The organism is Nocardioidaceae bacterium (assembly GCA_018672315.1).
In the GTDB taxonomy this organism is placed as follows: domain Bacteria; phylum Actinomycetota; class Actinomycetes; order Propionibacteriales; family Nocardioidaceae; genus TYQ2.
The window spans coordinates 776,144-796,285 of record CP076053.1 but is presented as its reverse complement, the minus strand read 5'-3'; the positions used below and the strand labels follow the sequence as shown (position 1 = coordinate 796,285).

At 72.3% G+C, this 20,142-nt stretch carries 14 protein-coding genes; 7 read left to right on the top strand and 7 right to left on the bottom strand.

Annotation, left to right across the window (positions count from 1 at the left end; genetic code table 11):
* Nucleotides 1-35: 35 nt before the first annotated feature.
* The 3 genes from KLP28_03720 to KLP28_03710 all read right to left on the bottom strand — a co-directional run bounded on the left by KLP28_03720 (nt 36) and on the right by KLP28_03710 (nt 2,965).
* A complete protein-coding gene (locus tag KLP28_03720) occupies nt 36-728 on the bottom strand; it encodes a response regulator transcription factor (protein ID QWC85864.1) in 693 nt (230 codons plus the stop codon).
* Nucleotides 729-818: 90 nt separating this feature from the next.
* Complete coding sequence (locus KLP28_03715; protein ID QWC85863.1) at nt 819-1,391, bottom strand: hypothetical protein; 573 nt, start codon at nt 1,389-1,391, stop codon at nt 819-821.
* The gene (locus KLP28_03710) at nt 1,388-2,965 is read right to left on the bottom strand and encodes a multicopper oxidase domain-containing protein (GenBank protein QWC85862.1); all 1,578 of its coding nucleotides are present in this window, start codon (nt 2,963-2,965) and stop codon (nt 1,388-1,390) included. Before KLP28_03710 ends, KLP28_03715 begins: the two co-directional genes overlap by 4 nt.
* Before the next feature lie 291 nt (nt 2,966-3,256).
* Between KLP28_03710 and KLP28_03705 the strand changes: the two genes are divergently transcribed.
* The gene (locus tag KLP28_03705) at nt 3,257-8,206 is read left to right on the top strand and encodes an Ig-like domain-containing protein (GenBank protein ID QWC85861.1); all 4,950 of its coding nucleotides are present in this window, start codon (nt 3,257-3,259) and stop codon (nt 8,204-8,206) included.
* A gap of 143 nt (nt 8,207-8,349) precedes the next feature.
* Nucleotides 8,350-8,934 (top strand): hemerythrin domain-containing protein, encoded by a 585-nt coding sequence (locus KLP28_03700; protein QWC85860.1) that lies wholly within the window; start codon nt 8,350-8,352, stop codon nt 8,932-8,934.
* Between the two features lie 21 nt (nt 8,935-8,955).
* On the opposite strand, the gene KLP28_03695 is transcribed toward KLP28_03700, so the two are convergent.
* The 3 genes from KLP28_03695 to galE all read right to left on the bottom strand — a co-directional run bounded on the left by KLP28_03695 (nt 8,956) and on the right by galE (nt 11,313).
* Nucleotides 8,956-9,459, bottom strand: a complete 504-nt coding sequence (locus tag KLP28_03695) for an NUDIX domain-containing protein (GenBank protein QWC85859.1) — start codon at nt 9,457-9,459, stop codon at nt 8,956-8,958.
* A 96-nt stretch (nt 9,460-9,555) separates the two neighbouring features.
* Nucleotides 9,556-10,329, bottom strand: a complete 774-nt coding sequence (locus tag KLP28_03690; GenBank protein ID QWC85858.1) for a 3-oxoacyl-ACP reductase FabG — start codon at nt 10,327-10,329, stop codon at nt 9,556-9,558.
* 9 nt (nt 10,330-10,338) lie between these two features.
* On the bottom strand, nt 10,339-11,313 hold the full coding sequence (gene galE, locus KLP28_03685; protein QWC85857.1) for a UDP-glucose 4-epimerase GalE: 975 nt from the start codon (nt 11,311-11,313) through the stop codon (nt 10,339-10,341).
* A gap of 217 nt (nt 11,314-11,530) precedes the next feature.
* Here galE and leuS point away from each other — a divergent pair, with 217 nt between their 5' ends.
* Nucleotides 11,531-14,035 (top strand): leucine--tRNA ligase, encoded by a 2,505-nt coding sequence (gene leuS, locus KLP28_03680; GenBank protein ID QWC85856.1) that lies wholly within the window; start codon nt 11,531-11,533, stop codon nt 14,033-14,035.
* A gap of 26 nt (nt 14,036-14,061) precedes the next feature.
* Here the strand turns inward: leuS and KLP28_03675 are convergent, their stop codons facing one another.
* Nucleotides 14,062-14,532 carry a hypothetical protein gene (locus tag KLP28_03675; protein QWC85855.1) on the bottom strand — a complete coding sequence of 157 codons (471 nt, stop codon included), beginning with the start codon at nt 14,530-14,532 and terminating at the stop codon, nt 14,062-14,064.
* A gap of 61 nt (nt 14,533-14,593) precedes the next feature.
* Between KLP28_03675 and KLP28_03670 the strand changes: the two genes are divergently transcribed.
* From KLP28_03670 to holA, 4 genes are all read left to right on the top strand, one after another.
* Nucleotides 14,594-15,496: a DegV family protein gene (locus KLP28_03670; protein QWC85854.1), complete on the top strand. Its 903-nt coding sequence runs from the start codon at nt 14,594-14,596 to the stop codon at nt 15,494-15,496.
* Nucleotides 15,497-15,592: 96 nt separating this feature from the next.
* The gene (locus tag KLP28_03665; protein QWC85853.1) at nt 15,593-16,603 is read left to right on the top strand and encodes a helix-hairpin-helix domain-containing protein; all 1,011 of its coding nucleotides are present in this window, start codon (nt 15,593-15,595) and stop codon (nt 16,601-16,603) included.
* A gap of 10 nt (nt 16,604-16,613) precedes the next feature.
* The gene (locus tag KLP28_03660) at nt 16,614-19,034 is read left to right on the top strand and encodes a ComEC/Rec2 family competence protein (protein QWC85852.1); all 2,421 of its coding nucleotides are present in this window, start codon (nt 16,614-16,616) and stop codon (nt 19,032-19,034) included.
* Nucleotides 19,031-20,104 carry a DNA polymerase III subunit delta gene (gene holA / locus KLP28_03655; protein QWC85851.1) on the top strand — a complete coding sequence of 358 codons (1,074 nt, stop codon included), beginning with the start codon at nt 19,031-19,033 and terminating at the stop codon, nt 20,102-20,104. Before KLP28_03660 ends, holA begins: the two co-directional genes overlap by 4 nt.
* Nucleotides 20,105-20,142: the final 38 nt, after the last annotated feature.

Genomic DNA, 20,142 nt, shown 5'->3' with positions numbered 1-20,142 from the left:
CCCAGCCCCCCTAAAAGGGGGTGTGGGTTCCGTCGTCAGCGCTCGTCGTCGGTCTGGGAGGCGGGGGTGTGCACCAGACCCAGCTCGTGCGCCTTCGCCACTGCCTGCAGCTGGCTGTGGACCCCCAGCTTCCCCAGGAGGGACTTCACGTGCCCGCGGCCGGTGTGGATCGAGATGGCGAGCGAGCGACTGATCGTGCTGATGTCTCGTCCGGCCGCCAACATCTCGAGCACCTCCCGCTCGCGGGGCGTGAGGCTGATCTCGGTGGCCGCTCCGGACGACCGTGCGAGACCGAGCAGATGGCCGGACGGTGAGCTGAAGATCCCCGGTCGAGCGCGGTGGATCGCGTCGAAGACCTCGCTGAGTCCTCGACTCTTCTCCAACAGGGCGCTGGCTCCGCTTGCGAGGGCTCTGCTGAGCAGGTCCTGCACCGGGAGGCCGGTCAGCAGGACCACGGCGACGGCGGGGTCGCGGTCGACGATCACCCGGGTCAGGGCGATGCCGTCGTCCGACCCCAGGCGGACGTCCATGAGCACCACGTCGGGGCGTTGGGCCGACAGCAGGCGCAGGGCGCGATCGGCTGTCACCGCGGTCCCGATGCACTCGAGACCGCGCTCGGGGGTCATGACGGTGGCGAGGAGGTCGCAGATGGCCTCGTGGTCGTCGACGACCAGCACGCGACGCAGCCTCCGCTCGACACCGACCGGAGTGCGGGCGAGAGACGACATCGGATGACCTCCGAGTCATGGGTGACCTGGACGCAAACGTTATCACGATGGCGAGGTCGGCGCCCCGGAACAGTGGACCAGGTGGGGACGCTAGCTGCCCGTCGTCAGTCGCAGCACCAGCAGCCCGATCGTGAGGAGGACGGCGCCGTCGACGAGCGCTCTGCGGTGCGGACCCGGGGACGACCTCACCAGGAGGACGACCAGGGCGGCCTCGGCGAGCACGCAGAGGAGGTCCCATGTGCCGACGGGCTCGATCCGGGAGCCCGGGTAGACAGGGATGCCGTTGCCCCGGCTGCCGGGTGCCGCGGCCGCCACGTCGGCGGCGTCGACGTGCCCGGCTCCGACGTGCAGCGGCATGAGAGGGATGTCCATCGTCCGGGTCGCCACGTAGGCGGCGATGAACATCATGTGCGTCCAGGCCAGGAAGGCGACGGTGCGCGGCCCGGGTGCATCGAGCAGCACGAGCGTCGCCAGGAGCTGGCCGACGCCGACGACGAGGAGGGTCGCCCCGAGTGCCGGCGTGGCGAAGAAGTGATCCGGGAAGGCGGCGATGTGCAGGAACCCGGCGAGTCCGCAGCACCCGGCGGCGATCAGGGTCGACACCGTCGGTCTGTCGCGCGAGGGGGCGTCGACCACCGACACCGGGGCGGTGCCGCTGCTCACCACTCGTCCTCCGGGTCGTGCCGCGGCGGGTCGTCGAAGGGGTCGTACGCGTCTCCCGCGGGGTCGAGGATCTCGAACTGCGCCATCATGTCGTGGTCCTCGTGCACGAGGTCGTGGCAGTGCATCATGTAGCGCCCATGCCCGCCCTCGAAGCCGACGAGGACGCGCACGCTCTCGTTCTCCCCGAGGAAGACGACGTCCTTCGCTCCCCGCTCGTGCGGGTGAGGCGGCCCGCCGTTGCGGCTGAGGATCCGTAGGTCGACGAAGTGGATGTGGGCGGGGTGGTGCCATCCGCCGTGCAGGTTGTTCAGCTCCCAGACCTCGAAGGTGTCCGTCAGAGGCGACGCCAGCACGGCGGTGAAGCCGCTGTCGACGACGTCCCGCCAGGTGGTCTCGTTGATGGCCCACTCGCCGCCCTGGCGACCGAAGTCGAAGGCGCGCGTGGCGACGCTGTCGTCCTCGCGCCACGTCATGGCCGGTGTCCGCGGACGCAACCGGCTCGGCACCTGGTCGTGTCTGCGGCGGAAGGGTGCGTCGGTGACGTCGAAGGCCATGACCTTGTCGGTGTGGCGGTACCTGGTCGTGTTGCGCGGATGCTTGTTGCGCAGCTCCACCCGGGCGCCCGGGGGATACCTCGAGAAGTCGATGACGACCTCGTAGCGCTCGCCCGGCGCGTGGGGGAGCCGGTCGACGGTGGCCGGAGCCGGCATGAGCCCTCCGTCGGTCCCGATCACCTGCAGCGGCGTGCCGTCGGAGAGGTACCAGGCGTACGCACGCGAGACCGAGGCGTTCAGGATGCGGAACCGGTACCGGCGGCGGGCGACGCGCATCGCCGGCCAGGCGCGTCCGTTGACCGCGATGACGTCGCCGTAGAAGCCGTCCTCCCCGTCGGTGTGGAACAGCAGCGACCCGTCCTGCTTGAACATCATGTCGCCGACGGTCAGGGCGACGTCGTACCAGCCCTTCGGGATCGGCAGCCGGCGCTCGCGCCGGTCCAGGAGGTGGTACTGACCTGCGAGACCCATGTAGACGTTCTGGGCGGTGTGGTGCACCCCGTGGTCGTGGTACCAGAGCGTGCGGGCCTGCTGGGTGTTCGGGTAGCGGTAGTCCTTCCACTGCCCGGGCATGGTGATGTCGCTGGCGTACCCGTCGTACTGCGGCAGCGACGCGGAGCCGTGCAGGTGCAGGGACGTCCACGGCACGTAGTCGAGCGTGGGGTGCTCGGCCGGCAGCTGGTTCACGCACCGCACGACCGAGGCGCGACCGCGGCGTTGCCGGATGGTGGGCCCGGGGACCAGCCCGTTGTACCCCCACATCGGTGTCCGGTAGCCGGCGATCACCTCGGCGACCACCGGGTGCATCGCCAGCCGGTAGTAGTCGGTCGTCGCGTCGGACTGCACGGGGCGCAGCGCCGGCACCCGACGGAAGGGCACCGTGTACGGCTGCGGCAGGGCGCTGTCCGGGAGACGGTCCGACAGGTTGTCCTCGCCGGCGAAAGCTCGCTGCACCGGTAGGCCGAGAGCGACTCCTCCGGCCAGGGACAGCTTCATCAGCTCACGTCTCGACATCGTCATGGTCAGTCCCTCTCGTGATGACGGTGTTCGACCGTAAGCGCTTCACCTTGTGGAATCCCGTCTCTGTCGGCGCCCGGCACGGGACCGCCGGACCCGTGCTCGGCGCAAGGAATCTGCAAGCGCTTGCGAACACGGTTGCTCCGGGCCGTTCCGAGCCCTCAGCCGGATCAAGGGGAGAAGACCGTGAAGCGGATTCTGGAGACGACGACGGATCCTCGAGCGTCACGGGGGAGCGACGATCCACCTCGACGAGCAGGACGACGGCGTACGAGTCCGGCCATCGCCCTCGCGGTGGCGGTGGCCGGCCTGGTGGTCCCCGGGGCGGTGACGACGGCCGCGGCGCCGAGCGCGGCCGCGGCGCCCGTCGGGCAGGGCTTCAACCTCAACCGCTCCGACCTGCGGTTCATCCTGCGTCAGATCGCCATCGCCGAGCGGCACGCCAGCACGCGTACGCCGCAGGACCCTTGCAGCACCCTGCTCGGGGGCGCCCCGGACCAGATCCCGGACGGCAACCAGCAGGGCATCGAGCTGCCGTGGGGCCTGCGGACCGTCGACGGCAGCTGCAACAACCTGCTGCCGGGCAAGGAGACTCTCGGAGCAGCCGACACGACGTTCCGACGCCTGGTGCCGGCTCGATTCCGGGACGCCGACGTCGGGGACCCGGACGGGCCGTTCGGTCCCGCAGGTGAGCAGCAGACGTCGTACGCCCAGACGCGCGGCACGGTCATCGACGCGACCCCGCGTCAGATCAGCAACCTCATCGTCGACCAGACCTCGGCCAACCCGGCGGCCGTCGAGGCGGCGGGCGAGGGGACAGCCGACGAGCAGGGCAACCTACCCATCCCCAACGTCGCGCCGGACGTCGGACTCTCGGCGCCGTACAACTCGATGTTCACGTTGTTCGGGCAGTTCTTCGACCACGGCCTCGACCTGGTCACCAAGGGCGGCGGCACGGTGTACATGCCGGTGCTCCCCGGCGACCCGCTGTACCAGCCCGGCAGCTCGACGAACTTCATGCTGCTCACCCGCGCCACCAACCAGCCCGGCCCCGACGGCGATCTGGGCACCGACGACGACGTCACCGAGCACACGAACACGACGACGCCGTTCGTCGACCAGAACCAGACCTACACCTCACACCCCTCACACCAGGTGTTCCTGCGCGAGTACGAGCTCGACCCCACCACCGGGCGACCGGTCGACACCGGCCGACTCCTCGAGGGTGAGGGAGGCGGACTCGCGACGTGGGGAGGGGTGAGGAGCGAGGCCCTCGACAAGCTCGGCATCGTCCTCGAGGACACCGACGTGCTCGACGTGCCCCTCCTCGCCACCGACCCCTACGGCAACTTCCTGCCCGGACCCGACGGGTTCGCGCAGCTGGTGACCGACTCCGGACTCGTCGAGGGGAGTGAGGCCGGCACACCGGTGCCGGACGACGTGGTGCGGACAGGACACGCGTTCCTCGACGACATCGCCCACCACGCTTTGCCGAGGGGTGACGTCGACCCCGCCGACGGGCCGGGCCCCGTGGTCGACCTCGCGCCCGATGAGGACCCGGGGGTGACCGACGACGGGGACCGTGCGACGTACGACGACGAGATGCTCGCCGCCCACTACGTCGCCGGTGACGGCCGGGCGAACGAGAACATCGGTCTGACCGCCGTGCACCACGTCTTCCACTCCGAGCACAACCGGCTCGTCGCCGACATCGACGCTCTCGTCACCGACCTGGAGACACCGGCCAACCTCGAGGCGTGGCGCAGCACCGACGGCCCGTCCGGCTGGGACTACGGCCAGCGCCTTTTCCAGGCCGCGCGCTTCGTCACGGAGATGGAGTACCAGCACCTCGTCTTCGAGGAGTTCGCTCGGAAGGTGCAGCCGATGGTCAATGTCTTCGGCGAGGGAGGAACGGGGTACCGGCCGGTCATCGACCCGTCGATCACGGCGGAGTTCGCCCACGCGGTCTACCGCTTCGGACACTCGATGCTCACCGAGACGGTGGCTCGCCGCAACGCCGACGGCAGCATCAACGACGTCGGCTTGATCGAGGCGTTCCTCAATCCGCAGGAGTTCACCGACGGCGGTCCCGCCGGCGGGCTGACCCCCGACCAGGCGGCCGGCTCGGTGTTCCGCGGCATGACCCGTCAGGTCGGCAGCGAGATCGACGAGTTCGTCACCGAGGCGCTGCGCAACAACCTGCTCGGACTGCCGCTGGACCTCGCCTCCCTCAACATCGCGAGAGCACGCGACGCCGGCATCCCGACGCTCAACGAGGCGCGCCGCGCGTTCTTCGCCGAGACGGCCAACTCCGCGCTCGAGCCCTACACCAGCTGGGCCGACCTGAACTTCGGGCTGCGGCACCCGGCGTCGCTGGTGAACTTCGTCGCGGCGTACGGGCGCCACCCGGACATCGTCGCCGCCACCGGCACGAGTGCCCGGCGCGAAGCAGCCCAGGTCGTCCTCGACCTCGCCGGGACCCCGGCACCGACGTTGTCGGACCCACCGACGCCGCAGGAGCTGGAGTCGGTGCAGGCCACCCAGGACGCGTACGACTTCGTCAACAGCCAGGGCGCGTGGAGCGACGACGCCGGACGCAGCACGACGGGTGTGGACGACATCGACCTCTGGATGGGAGGACTCGCGGAGAAGCCGATGGTCTCCGGGGGCATGCTCGGCGCCACCTTCAACTACGTCTTCGAGACGCAGCTGGAGGACCTGCAGGACGGCGACCGGTTCTACTACCTCTCGCGGACGGCGGGCCTGAACCTGCTCACGCAGCTCGAGGGCAACTCCTTCGCGGAGCTGGTCATGCGCAACACCGACGTGGCAGGACTGCCGGCTGACACCTTCTCCCGTCCCGACTTCGTCTTCGAGGTCGCCAACCTGGGCACGAGCGGGCTGATCCTGGACGATGCGGCCACCGAGTGGGACGAGAGCGTGCTGCTGACGAGGATGCCGGACGGGACGGTGCGTTTCGGAGGCGGCGAGCATGCCGTCTTCAACGGCACGGCCGGCGCGGACTCGATCCGGGCCAGCGAGGGCGACGACACCCTGCGTGGCAACGACGGGGACGACCGCCTCCAGGGCGGCGACGGCAACGACAGCATCGTCGGCGGCCTCGGCGACGACATCCTGACCGACCTCGCCGGTGACGACACCATCAAGGGAGGGGACGGCGACGACGCCATCTCTTCCGGACAGGGATTCGGAGGCGATCTGAACCAGGGCGGTCGCGGCAAGGACTTCATCGTCGGCGGCAACGACATGACCGAGAGCTTCGCCGGCCCCGGCGATGACTTCGTCTTCGCCGGCGACGGGAACGACACGGTCTTCGGCGACGACGGCGACGACTGGATCGAGGACGGCAAAGGGCCCTTCAGCCTCCTGCAGGGAGACAACGGCGCACCGTTCCAGGACGACCCGAACGAGGCCGGCCACGACGTGCTGAACGGGGACGGTGGCGAGCAGGACTACGACGCCGAGGGTGGCGACGACATCATGATGGCGGGGCCGGGCATCCAGCGATCCGAGGGAATGCTCGGCTTCGACTGGGTGACGCACAAGGACGACCCGCGAGCCGCCGACTCCGACATGGACGTCAACGGTCTGCTGCCCCCGTCGGTCGAGACGAACCGGGACCGCTTCGACCTGGTCGAGGCGCTCTCGGGCTGGGAGCTCGACGACGTGCTCCGCGGCGACGACCGTGAGGCCGCCGACCTGGGCACCGACCACGCGCTCACCCAGGAAGGCATCGACCGCATCGCGGGGCTCGACGGCATGGTGGAGGCGCCGTTCGACGGTGGCAACATCATCGTCGGCGGCGCCGGGAGCGACGAGATCGAGGGTCGGGCGGGCGATGACGTGCTCGACGGCGACCTGTGGCTCAACGCTCGCCTGAGCATCCGGACGGATCCTGCCGACCCGTCGACCGAGATCGGCTCCGCGGACGGGATGAGGGCTCCGTACCTGCCCGGCAGCGCCCGGACGCTGCAGCAGGCCGTCTTCGCCGGCGACGTGGATCCGGGCGACATCGTCATCGTGCGCGAGCTGCTCGACGGCGGCGCGGCGGACGACGTCGACGTCGCGGTCTTCACCGGATCGCGCGACGACTACACCGTGACGGTCGACGGCGAGTGGACGACCGTCACCGACGACGCCGGCACGGACGGCACCGATCGAGTGAGGAACGTGGAACGGCTCCGGTTCGCCGACGAGACCGTCGACCTGACGGTGGTGCCGGCCCCGCCCGAGCTGCTGACGGCCACGATCGAGGGCACGACGGCCTCGCTGACCTTCTCGCCGGGTGAGGTCGGTGCCGGTCTTGCGGTCACCGGCTTCGCCGTCCAGGTGCTGGTCGACGGACAGGTGGTCGACGCGATCACCGGAATCCCTGCCGATGCCCGGGAGGCCGTCGTGGAGGGGCTGACGCCCGGGACCCCGGTCACCCTGCGTGTGGTGGCCGTCAGCCCCTCCGGGACGAGCGCACCGTCGGCGGAATCAGGCGCGCTGCTGCCCGAGGCACCTGCGCCGCAGCCGCCGGCACCGCAGCCGCCGGCACCGCAGCCGCCGGCACCGCAGCCCCCGGCACCGCAGCCCCCGGCTCCCCAGCCGCCGGCACCGCAGCCGCCGGCAGCCCCCACGATCCTCTCTGCGGTCGTGGACGGCAGGACAGCGACCGTGAGGTTCGCTCCGGCCGCGTCGACGGGCTCGGCGATCACGGGGTTCGAGGTGCAGGTGATCAACGGTGGAGACGTCATCCGGACGGTCGGAGGCATCCCGGCGAACGCGACCCAGGTCGTGATCGAGTCCCTGGCCTCGGGGACGACCTTCACCTTCCGGGTCGTCGCGCTGGGTGCCTTCGGTCGCACCGCACCCTCGGCGGCGTCGGACCCGGTCAGGTCGGCACCAGCGGACACGACAGCACCCACCGTGGTCTCGACACGCCCGCTGGCGGGTGAGAGCGGCGTACGCCGCAACGGCAACCTCTGGGTCCGCTTCAGCGAACCCGTCGCGGTCGAGGGCGGTTCGGGGGTCCTCCTCCGCGATGTCACCGCCCGGGCGTTCCGCAGCCACACCGTGCGGCTCTCGGCGGACGGGCGGGTGATGGTCGTCGATCCCGACCTGCGGCTGTCGCCCCGGTCGCGCTACCGGCTGGTGCTGCGCGGCACCACGCAGACGGGGGTCCGCGATCTCGCCGGCAACCCGCTCGCGAGGACACGGGTGGTCTTCCGCACGCGCTAGCGCGTACGGGGCGGTGGCCGACACCGGACCCCCCTCCCAACGGTGTCGGCGCACCCGCGGCGGCCCGGACCAGCCAGGTCCGGGCCGCCGTCGTGCCGCGCTGCGTCATCAGAAGGGCCGGGAGGGGCTGGGAGGATCGGGCCGTGAGCATCCCGCAGTTCCTCGACGCCGACCGACCCCGCCGGCAGGACCGTCCTGGCGGTGAGCACGCGGTGTACGCCGACGCCTCGCCGATGGACCGACGCACCGGTGAGCACCTGCGGATGATCCACGACAACTACCGCGGCGGGTTCGCCCAGGTGCAGCAGCTCGTCGACGGCCTGGTCGACGGTGTCGGTGCGGTCGCCGACGTGAGGGCCGCGATGCACCGCATGGGACTGACGCAGGCGTACCAGCAGCTCGGCTCGTTCTGCGGCCAGCTGTGCCGGGCCGTCGAGGCGCACCACCGCATCGAGGATGCGCACCTCTACCCCGCGCTACGGGCCGCCGACCGTGACGGCGTCCACGGTCTCGAGCCGGTGCTCGACCGGCTCGCCGCCGAGCACGTCGTCGTGCACGAGGCGCTCGAGGACTTCGACGGGATCGCTCGTGGCGCGCAGGCCGACCCCTCGCGGCTCACCGAGCTGGCAGAGGCGTACGCCGCCCTGCGCGCCCTGGTCGAGAGCCACTTCGCCTACGAGGAGGAGCAGATCGGGCTCCCGCTCGCGGTGCACGGCGTACGCATCTGACGCCTTCTCCGACGTCCCAGGTCAGGTCGGGACCGTCGACTCCTCGACCGTCCCGAGATCAGCGGGCTCCAGGCCCGGGACCCACGAGGCGGCCAGGTCGAGCAGCTCGGCCAGACGCCCGGGCCACAGCGGCTCCGCGGCGGCGTCCGCGGCGTGGGCCTCGAGTTCCGCCCGGGTCCACCACCGGTGGCCTGCGAGCGACTGCTGCTCCTCCGCGGTGTGGCCCGCGGTGCTGATGCGGTCGTGCGGCGTACGCGCCGACCAGAAGACCTCCTCCTGCTCGACGACCACGTCGCTGTAGCCGTGCACGACCGTCCGCCGAGCCAGCGGCCCCACGAGGTCGTCGGCGGTCAGCCGGAAGCCCGTCTCCTCGGCCACCTCCCGCAGCGCTGCTCCCACGTCCGTCTCGCCCGGGTCGACGCCGCCGCCCGGCGTCATCCACCAGTGCGCGACCGGGTCGAGCCCGAGGTCGGAGTCGCGGAAGAGCAGCACCCTGTCGCGGGGGTCCACCAGCAGCACCCGCATCGCACGACGCCTGCGGCGTGGCCGGTCGTCAGGAGCCGGGACGACGGAGTCGCGATGGGGCACGGGTCGGGTGTGGTCAGGGGTGCTCAGGCGTGCTCATGCGATGGTCATGCCGCCGTCGACGGCGATCGTCTGGCCGGTGACGTAGCCGGCGGCCGGGGAGGCCAACCAGACCGCCGTCGCGGCGAGCTCGCGCGGGTCACCCGTACGCCCCGCCGGGACGCGGGAGGTGACCTTGTCGAGGTAGCCGTCGGGGTACTGCTCGGTCATCTCGGAGGCGAAGAAGCCGGGCGCGATCGAGTTCACGCGGATGCCCTTGCGACCCGTCCACTGCTGGGCGAGGTCGCGGGTCATGCCGTTCAGCCCCGCCTTGGTCGCCGAGTACGCCGCCTGCGGCAGCCCGCCGGTGGTGATGCCGAGCACCGAGGAGATGTTGATGATCGAGGAGCCCTCGCCCATGACCCGGCCGCACGCCTGGGCCATCCAGTAGCAGCCCTCGAGGTTCACCTCGACGACCTGGCGGAACTGCTCGACCGTCTCGCGGGTCGCGGGCACGGCCGTGCCGATGCCGGCGTTGTTGACGAGCACGTCGACACGTCCGAACTCCTCCATGGCCGCCTCGACGAGCGCCGTGCACTGCTCCGGGTCCGCCACGTCGGTCGCCACGGTGATGGCACGCCGGCCGAGGTCGCGCACCATCTGTGCGGTGTCCTCGAGCTTCTCGACGCGACGCGCACCGAGGGCCACGTCGGCGCCGGCCTCGGCGAAGGCACGGGCGAACGCGACGCCCAGCCCGGAGGAGGCTCCGGTGACCACGACGACCTTGCCGGTCATGTCGAACATCTGCAGGGTGCTCATCTGGTCGGTCACGTCTGCTCCTCAGGCTCGGTCCTGCTCGGCCGCCTGGCGGGCCCGCCAGGCGCTCTCCACCATCTCGGTGAGGGTGTGGCGCATGCGCCACTCCAGGTCACGGGCCGCGAGGTCGCCGGAGGCGACGATGCGGGCGGGGTCGCCGGGTCGCCTGGGGGCGATCTCGGGGGTGAAGTCGATGCCGGTCACCTCGCGCACGGCGGCCATGATCTGCGCGACGGAGGACCCGTCGCCGGAGCCGAGGTTGTAGACCGGTTCCACCGGTTCGCCGGCGATCATGCGGCGTGCGGCGGCCACGTGGGAGTGCGCCAGGTCGGCGACATGGATGTAGTCGCGGACGCAGGTGCCGTCCGGTGTGGGGTAGTCGTCGCCGAAGATCTTCGGCGTACGCCCCGCCACCAACGCGTCGAAGACCAGCGGGAAGAGGTTGTGGGGGCTCGTGTCGTACCGGTCGTCGTAGCCGGAGCCGACCACGTTGAAGTAGCGCAGCGAGGTGTGCGCGATGCCGTGGGCACGGGCGACGTCGCGCAGCAGCCACTCGCCGATGAGCTTGGACTCGCCGTACGGGGACTCCGGCGTGGTCGCGGTCCGCTCGGTGACGATATCGGTGTCGGGGGTGCCGAAGGTCGCCGCGGAGGAGGAGAAGACGACCTTGTCGACGCCCTCCTCGCGCATGGCGCGCAGCAGGCTCGCGGTGCCGGTGACGTTGACGTCGTAGCAGTGCAGCGGGTCCTCGACGGAGACACCGGCGTACTTGAAGCCGGCGATGTGCACGACGCCCTCGACCGTGTGGTTGGCCATCGCCTTGCGCAGCAGGTCGGTGTCGACGATCGAGCCCTCGATGAGCTCGGTCTCGGGATCGACGAAGCTGCGGTGACCCGAGGAGAAGTCGTCGACGACGACGGTGGCGAGTCCCTGCTCGTGGAAGGCGCGCACCACGTGGGAGCCGATGTAGCCCGCCCCTCCGGTCACCAGCCAGCTCATGGGTCTCCTCGTACGTCTCGTGCGTCGTGCGACAGGTCGGACCACGACCCTAGACCCCGCGGGTCGACGGTCGCCGTCGCGCTAGGATGGATGCGTGCTGAGCACACGACTCCTTCTGCAGCCGCGCTGACGTCTTCGACGACGACAGCGCGGCCACCCTCCTGCCCGGAGGGTTTTTTTGTGCCCGCACCACCGCAGTCACGACCGTGAGGACCCCATGAGCGACCAGGACCAGACCGCCACGTACGACCCGGCCGCGCTGCAGGCGAAGTGGCTCGAGATCTGGGAGCGCTTCCCCTTCACCGCCGGCGAGGGCGGCATCAAGGGCGGTCAGCAGGAGCCGGGCCGCGGGGAGAAGCGGTACGCGCTGACGATGTTCCCCTACCCCTCGGGCGACCTGCACATGGGCCACGCGGAGGTGACCGCGCTGCACGACGTGATCGCGCGCTTCTGGTGGCAGCGCGGCTACGACGTGCTCAACCCGATCGGTTGGGACTCCTTCGGGCTGCCCGCGGAGAACGCCGCGATCAAGCGGGACGAGCACCCGGCGACCTACACGTACGCGAACATCGAGACCCAGGCCGACTCCTTCCGGCGCTACGGCATCGCCTTCGACTGGTCGCGGCGGCTGCACACCTCCGACCCGGAGTACTACCGCTGGACCCAGTGGCTGTTCCTGGCGTTCCGACGGCGCGGTCTGGCCTACCGCAAGGACTCGCCGGTCAACTGGTGCCCGAACGACCAGACGGTGCTGGCGAACGAGCAGGTCGTCGACGGCGCGTGCGAGCGGTGCGGCGCGCAGGTGACCAAGCGCGAGCTGAACCAGTGGTACTTCAAGGTCACCGACTACGCCCAGCGGCTGCTCGACGACATGGAGCGGCTGGAGGGTCGCTGGCCCGAGCGCGTGTTGACGCTGCAGCGCAACTGGATCGGCCGGTCCGAGGGCGCCCACGTCGACTTCGAGATCGAGCTGTCGGACGGTTCGACCCGCACCACCACCGTCTACACCACCCGCCCCGACACCCTGCACGGCGCGACGTTCTTCGTCGTCGCGGCCGATGCGCCGCTGGCGGGCGAGCTGTGCGCGCCGGGGCAGCGCGAGGCGTACGAGGCCTACGTCGAGGACGTGCGCAAGGCCTCCGACATCGACCGCCTGGCCACCGACCGGGCGAAGACGGGCGTCTTCCTCGGCGTGCACGCGGTGAACCCGGCGAACGGGGAGCGGCTGCCGGTCTACGCGACCGACTACGTGCTGGCCGACTACGGCACGGGTGCGGTCATGGCGGTGCCGGCGCACGACCAGCGCGACCTGGACTTCGCCCGCGCCTTCAGCCTGCCCGTCAAGGTCGTCGTCGACGTGCCCGGGGCCGAGGACCCGGTCGAGTCCGGCGTGGCGACCACGGGCGACGGGGCGTACGTCAACTCCGGGGACCTGGACGGACTGACCGACAAGACGGCCGGCGTCCGCGCGATGATCGACCAGCTGGAGTCGCAGGGCAAGGGATCCGGTGCGGTCAACTTCCGCCTGCGCGACTGGCTGCTGAGCCGCCAGCGCTTCTGGGGCTGCCCCATCCCGGTGGTGCACTGCGACAGCTGCGGGGAGGTCGACGTGCCGGAGGACCAGCTGCCGGTCGTCCTGCCGGACCTCAAGGGCGCGGACCTGAAGCCCAAGGGCACCTCGCCGCTGGCCGCGGCGACGGACTGGGTGCACACCGACTGCCCCTCGTGCGGCGGACCGGCGCTGCGGGACACCGACACGATGGACACCTTCGTGGACTCCAGCTGGTACTTCCTGCGCTACTGCTCGCCGCAGTTCACCGACGGCCCGTTCGACGAGGACGCGGCTGCGGAGTGGATGCCGGTCGGGCAGTACGTCGGCGGTGTCGAGCACGCGGTGCTGCACCTGATGTACAGCCGCTTCTTCATGAAGGTGCTGCACGACATGGGGATGGTCGAGGCCACCGAGCCGTTCAGCGCACTGCTGAACCAGGGCGTGGTCATCAACGGCGGCAAGAAGATGAGCAAGTCGTTGGGCAACGGCGTCAACCTGGGCGAGCAGATCGAGGAGTTCGGCGTCGACGCGGTCCGCCTGACGCTGGTCTTCGCGGGCCCGCCGGAGGACAACATCGACTGGGCCGACGTCAGCCCGGCGGGATCGCTGCGGTTCCTGCAGCGGGCGTGGCGCCTGTCCGGCGATGTCACCAGCGCGGTCGGCGCCGACCCGGCGACCGGCGACGAGGGCGTACGCCGGGCCACGCACCGCACCGTCGCCGAGTGCGAGCAGCTGCTGGAGGCGATGCGCTTCAACGTCGTGGTGGCCCGCACGATGGAGCTGGTCAACACGCTGCGCAAGGCCGTCGACTCCGGTCCGGGTAGCGACGACGCCGCCGTGCGCGAGGGCGCGGAGGCCGTGGCGATCCTGCTGAGCCTGGTCGCGCCGTACACCGCGGAGGAGATGTGGGAGCGGCTGGGCCACGAGCCGACCGTGGCCCGCGCAGGCTGGCCCGCGGTCGAGCCGAGCCTGCTGGTCGAGGAGTCCGTCACCTGCGTCGTGCAGGTCAAGGGCAAGGTGCGCGCACGCCTCGAGGTCACCCCCGACATCTCCGAGGCGGACCTGGAGGCCGCGGCCCTCGCCGACGAGGCCGTGCAGCGCGCGATCGACGGGGCGCCGGTGCGGAAGGTCGTCGTGCGCGCGCCGAAGCTCGTGAACGTCGTCGTCTGAGCGAGGCCCGCCCGATCAGGCGATGGTCAGGCCAGCTGCTCGGACTCGTCCTCGAGACCGGGCGGCAGCGGCTGGCACTGCTCGAGCGTCGTCTGCTGGTATCGCACCGTGTCACGGGACGCCGGGAAGGCGTCGCGCAGCTCGGTGACGGACAGACCCGCGTAGTAGCGGACCGCTTCCAGCAACGCCTGTGCCGCCCGGGCGCCCTCGCCGGCTCCCTGCTGGGCAGCGTGGGTCCGCGCCAGCGGGAGGGCGTCGTCGAAGGCCTGCACCGACTCCTCGAGGTCACCGATGTTGTAGGCGTCGATGCCGTCGCGTACCGCAGCGCAGACCGCGGTGTCGTACGGCTCGTCGATCGACTCGGACGTCGCTGATCCCTGCTCGCGTGCCTCGTCGGTGAGGGAGGGCGTGCAGGCGGTGAGCGCGACCAGCGCCGGGACGAGCAGCAGCGCGCCGCAGCGCCGACCGAGGCGTCGGGGTGCCGGGGTGCGCGACATGGGCCGAGCGTAGCCAGGCGGACCGCCCCCGGCGGCCGATCGTGCGTCTAACCTGTGGCGCATGCCCGGGCCGCTCGCCGTCGTCACCGACTCGACCACCGCTCTCAGCAGCGAGGACGTCGAGCGTCACCGGGTGGTCGTGGTGCCGCTCCAGGTCGTCATCGGTGCGGAGACCTTCGCCGAGGGAGGCGACGAGGTCAGCCAGGAGCGCGTCACGCGTGCCCTGCGCGACTTCGAGCCGGTCAGCACGTCGCGGCCCAACCCCGCGGAATTCGTCGAGGCGTACGAGGCTCTCGCCGCCCGCGGCGTCTCCGGCATCCTCTCGGTGCACCTGTCGGGGGACATGAGCGGCACCGTGGAGTCGGCGCGGCTCGCGGCGGCCCAGGTCGAGGTGCCGGTGACGGTCGTCGACACCCGCCAGGTCGGGGCGGGCGCGAGCTTCGCGGTGCTCTCGGCGTGCGAGGCCATCGAGGCCGGCGCCTCGCTGGACGAGGCGGCCGGCATCGCCAGACGTCGCGGTGAGGCCACGACCTCGATGTTCTACGTCGACACGCTGGAGTACCTCCGCAAGGGCGGACGCATCGGTCATGCCCAGGCGCTGGTCGGGCTCGCCCTGGCGGTGAAGCCTCTGCTGCGCCTGACCGACGGCAGGGTGGCGCCGCTGGAGAAGGTGAGGACGGCCTCTCGTGCCCTGGGCCGTCTCGCCGACCTCACGGTGGAGGCTGCGCTCGAGAGCGGCGAGGAGCACGAGGTGGACGTCGTGGTCGCCCATCTGGACTCCCGGGAGCGCGCCGAAGGACTGGCCCGGCGGCTCTCCGACCGCCTTGCGGAGCAGCTCGGCGGTCGCGAGATCCCTGTGGGTGAGGTCGGGCCGGTGATCGGCGTGCACGCGGGGCCCGGGATGGTGGCCGTGGCGGTATCGCCCCGGTCGCCCCGGTCACCGGGTGCCGCCGGCGTCGACTGAGCCGGTTGTCCTCCCCGGCGGTGGACGACGCGCGTTGTCCACCGGTGGCTGCTGACCTGCTTGGTCCATCGAACCGGTGGCGGCAACGTGCTGCCCATGTCCGTACGTCGTCACCCCTCCGCCGAGCTCTCCGACGCTGCCCGCGTGCGCCTGGAGGCGTTGCGCGCCGACCTCCTGCGCGAGGCCGGTCGCGAGGAGTCGGCGGACGCGCCGGACGCCGGTGAGACGTGGGAGCCCCGGGCGTCGCCGACGCTGATGCCCGTGCCCGGGCGTCATGCCGAGCGGCGCCCTCGTACGTCGGGTGGTCGGGGAGGGCACGGTCGGCACGGCTGGCAGGCCGCTGCGCTCGACCGGCTCCCGGCCGGGCTGGTCGAGCGTCCGCTGGGCACGGCCCACGTGGCGGTGCTCGCTGTGGTCTGCGGTCTGCTGGTCACCGCCGGCGCCTGGTGGGCTCTGCAGCTCCGCGGCGAGGCTCCGGTGGCGGCTCCGGCGCCGAGCGCCGGTTCCGCGACCTCCTCCGGATCCAGCGGGGACGCCACCCAGGCTGAGCCGTTGGTGGACCTCGACGCCTCCGCGCCGGGGCCGGGGACCGGTGTGGCCACGCCTGAGCCCGTCGACGCGTCGGGGGCGGCGTCGGGCGCAGCGATGCGCGCGGGCACCGCCGCCGTCGTGGTGGTCGACGTGGCCGGCCGTGTCCGCCGACCCGGTCTTGCGACCCTGCCTGCGGGATCACGGGTGGCGGATGCCATCGACTCCGCCGGCGGCGCACGTCGCGGCGTCGACCTCACGAACCTCAACCTCGCGCGGGTGCTGGTCGACGGCGAGCAGGTGCTCGTCGGGGTGGATCCCGCGGCAGGCGCTCCGCTGGGCGTGCCCGGGGTCGCGACGGGCGCCACCCCGGACCCCTCGTCGGTGGCGCTGGTGAACCTCAACACCGCCGACCAGCCCACGCTCGAGACGCTGCCGGGTGTCGGCCCGGTGACGGCGGCCGCGATCCTGCAGTGGCGCACCGACCACGGTGCGTTCACCACGGTCGAGGAGCTGCTCGAGGTCTCCGGCATCGGGCCGGCCACGTTGGAGGACCTCGCGCCCCTCGTGACGGTCTGAGCCCCGGTCCGTGGCGACGCTGCTCCGGGGCGCTGCCGCGTCCGCGCTCGCCGATGGCGGGCCCGGCCGGCGATCGGAGGGCCCCGACGACCGTGATCCCCGCGATCCACGCGCAGCCTTGCTGGGTCTGGCGTGCTGGGCGGGCGCCTGGCTCGGCGTCAGCCTTGCGACGGGGGTCGGCCTGGCCCTGGTGGTGGTCGTGCTCCTCGGCCTCTGGCGGGTGCGTGGGTTGCCGTGGGGTCAGGCCGTCGCGGTGGTGCTGGTGGCCGGGTGGGCGGCCGGGATGCTGCGCGCTGAGAGCACGACAGCCAGCCAGGTCGCCGCGTGGGCGCAGGAGGGGGCCGTGGCCAGGGTCGAGGTGCTGGTGACCGGCGACCCGCGCACCGTCCAGGGCAGCTTCGGGCCGGTCGTCTTCACCCGTGCGGTGGTCGAGGCGGCTGCGGCCCGTGGTGCCACGGTGAGGGGCCGGGCGCCGGTGCTCGTGCTCACCGACCCTGCCGACCCCGGGCTCGTGCTCGGCCAGCGGCTGGCCGGCTCGGCCCGCCTCTCCGCGGCCGAGGGCCGCGACCTGGCCGCGATGATGTCGCCGGTCGCGCCGCTCGCGGTGACGGCGGAGCCGGATGTGTGGTGGCGCGGAGCGGCCGCCGTGCGTGAGGGCGTACGCCGAGCCGTCGCGGCGACCCCACCGGGTCCCCGCGGACTCGTGCCTGCGCTGGTCGACGGGGACGACGGACGACTGCCCGCGCAGGTCGAGGACGACTTCCGCACCACCGGACTCACCCATCTCCTCGCCGTCTCGGGCACCAACCTCACGCTGGTCAGCGGGTTCCTCGTCGCCGTGGCCCGCTGGTCGGGCGTACGCGGCCGGGGTCTGGCCGTGGTGGCCGCCGCGGGCATCGTCGGCTTCGTGCTGCTGGCCCGCGGGGAGCCGTCGGTGCTGCGTGCCGCGGCGATGGGCACGGTCGGGCTGTTGGCGCTCGGGACCGCTGGACGTCATCAGGGGCCCCGGGCGTGGGGGGTGGCCGTGGCTGCTCTCCTGCTGGTGGATCCCTGGCTCGCCCGGTCCCCGGGGTTCGCCCTGTCTGCCCTGGCGACGGCGGGGATCCTGTGGTGGTCGCCGACGTGGCGGGACGCGCTGCTGCCATGGCTGCCGCGTTGGCTCGCCGAGGCCGTGGCCGTCTCCTCGGCCGCGCAGCTGGCCTGCACCCCCGTCGTGGCTGCGTTGTCGGGAGAGGTGAGCCTCGTCGCGGTGGCGGCGAACCTGCTCGCCGGACCGGTGGTCGGCATCGCGACCGTCGCCGGGCTGCTCGGCGGGGTCGTCGTGCTGGTGGTGCCGGCGCTGGGCGCCGTCCTCGGGTGGGGGGCGTCACTTGCAGCGGGGTGGATCATCCTCGTGGCGACCTGGACGGCCAGGCTTCCCACGCCCGCTGTGCCGTGGCCCACGGGCGCAGCCGGCATCGTGCTCCTGAGCCTCGGCTGCCTGGCGGTCGCGTGGGCGGCGCCGCGGGTGATGCGCTCGCGGCGCACCAGTGTCGTGGTCGCGGCCGCGCTGACGGTCTGGATCGTGGTGCCCCCGAGCGTGGTGCGTCACGTGCCGGTGCTCGGACCCGCGAGCGCCGGCACCGCCGAGGGGTGGCGGGTCGTGCAGTGCGACGTGGGGCAGGGGGACGGCCTCCTCCTGCGCGTCGACGACCACGCGGCCGTCGTCGTCGACGTCGGCGGTGAGCCGGACGCCATGGCCGACTGCCTGCGCGACGTCGGCGTCTCCGAGGTCCCCCGGCTGGTGCTGACGCACTTCCACGCCGACCACGTGGGCGGGATCGACGGGGTGCTGGACTCCGTCGACGTCGGCGAGGTCGTGGTCAGCGGGCTCCCGGCGCCCGGCAGCGGTGTCGAGGCCGTGACCCGCGCGGCGAGCCGGCACGGCGTCCCGGTCCGGGTGCCGGCGCTCGGCGAGGTCCACCGTGACGGTGCCGTCACCTGGCAGGTGGTGGGTCCGCGCAGCCTGCTCGACGGAGCACCGGACGCGCCGGTGACCGAGGACGGTGCGGAGGGCTCGGTGGTCAACGACGCCAGCCTCGTGGTGCTCGCCGACGTGGCCGGGCCCGGAGGCCCGGCGCTGCGGGTGCTGCTGACCGGCGACGTCGAGCCGGGCGGCCAACGGGACCTGGTGACGCCACTGGCCGGCCTCGACGTCGACGTGCTCAAGGTGCCCCACCACGGCAGTGCCCACCAGGACCTCGACTTCCTGACGGGACTCGGTGCCGAGGTCGCGGTGATCGGGGTGGGGGAGAACGACTACGGCCACCCGGCCCCGGCGACCCTGGAGGCCCTGCAGCGGTCAGGCGCGGACGTCGGCCGGACCGACCTCGACGGGCGCCTGGTCGTCGTACGCCGCGGCGGCCCGGTGACCCTGGTGCGGCAGCGATGAGTGAGCCACGAGGGAGCGGCCGGGGGAGGAGTCGTACGCCCCGACGCCCGCTGTCGGAGCACTGTGCGAGGCTGTTGAGCGTGGCAGGCACCAGGGCTCCGAGCGCCGCGGACGTGCTCGGCACCGTGACGCTGCTGACCGGCCCCGAGGAGTTCCTCGGCGAGCGGGCCGTCACCACGCTCAAGGAGGTCGTGCGCGGCGTCGACCCCGAGGCGGAGTTCTCCGACACCGTCGGCTCCTCGGTCACGGCCGCCGCCCTCGACGAGCTGTCGGCACCCTCGCTCTTCTCCTCCACCCGCTGCGTGGTCGTCAGGCTGCTCGAGGACCTGCCCGAGGAGGCCGTCCCCGGCGTCGTCGACTACGCCGCCGCGCCCGCCGAGGACGTCGCCCTGATCCTCGTGCACACCGGCGGGCAGAAGGGCACCGGCATCCTGACCCGCCTGCGCAAGCTCGACACGGTGCGGGAGTCCAAGTCAGCCGCGGTCAAGGCGCACGAGCTGCCCGGTTTCGTCGCGGGCGAGGTGCGACGCCACGGTGGACGCATCGAGACCCCCGCCGCCGAGGCGCTGGTGCAGGCGGTCGGCACCGACCTGCGCGCGCTCGCCGGCGCCGCCGACCAGCTCGCCCACGACTTCGCGGACCGCTCGATCTCAGCCGATCTCGTCGCCCGCTACTTCGGGGGCCGCGCGGAGACCAAGTCCTTCGCCGTCGCCGACGCCGCCGTGCTCGGCCGCGCCGCCGTGGCCCTCGAGGAGCTGCGATGGGCGTTGGACACCGGCACACCGCCGGTGCTGGTCACCAGCGCGCTCGCCGGCTCGCTCCGCGCGCTGGGACGGCTCCAGGGCGTACGCCGCGGCGCGCGCGACGCCGACATCGCCCGCGAGCTGGGGGTGCCACCGTGGAAGGTCCGCCAGATCACCGGTCAGGCGCGGGCCTGGGACGCCGCCGGCATCGCGACCGCGCTGCGGGCCGTCGCCCGGGCCGACGCCGAGGTCAAGGGGGCGGCGCACGACCCCGCGTACGCGCTGGAGCGCATGCTCCTCGACGTCACCGAGGCGCGCCTCGGCTGAGCCGGCACCACGCACCGACCGCCTGCAGGAACGACGAA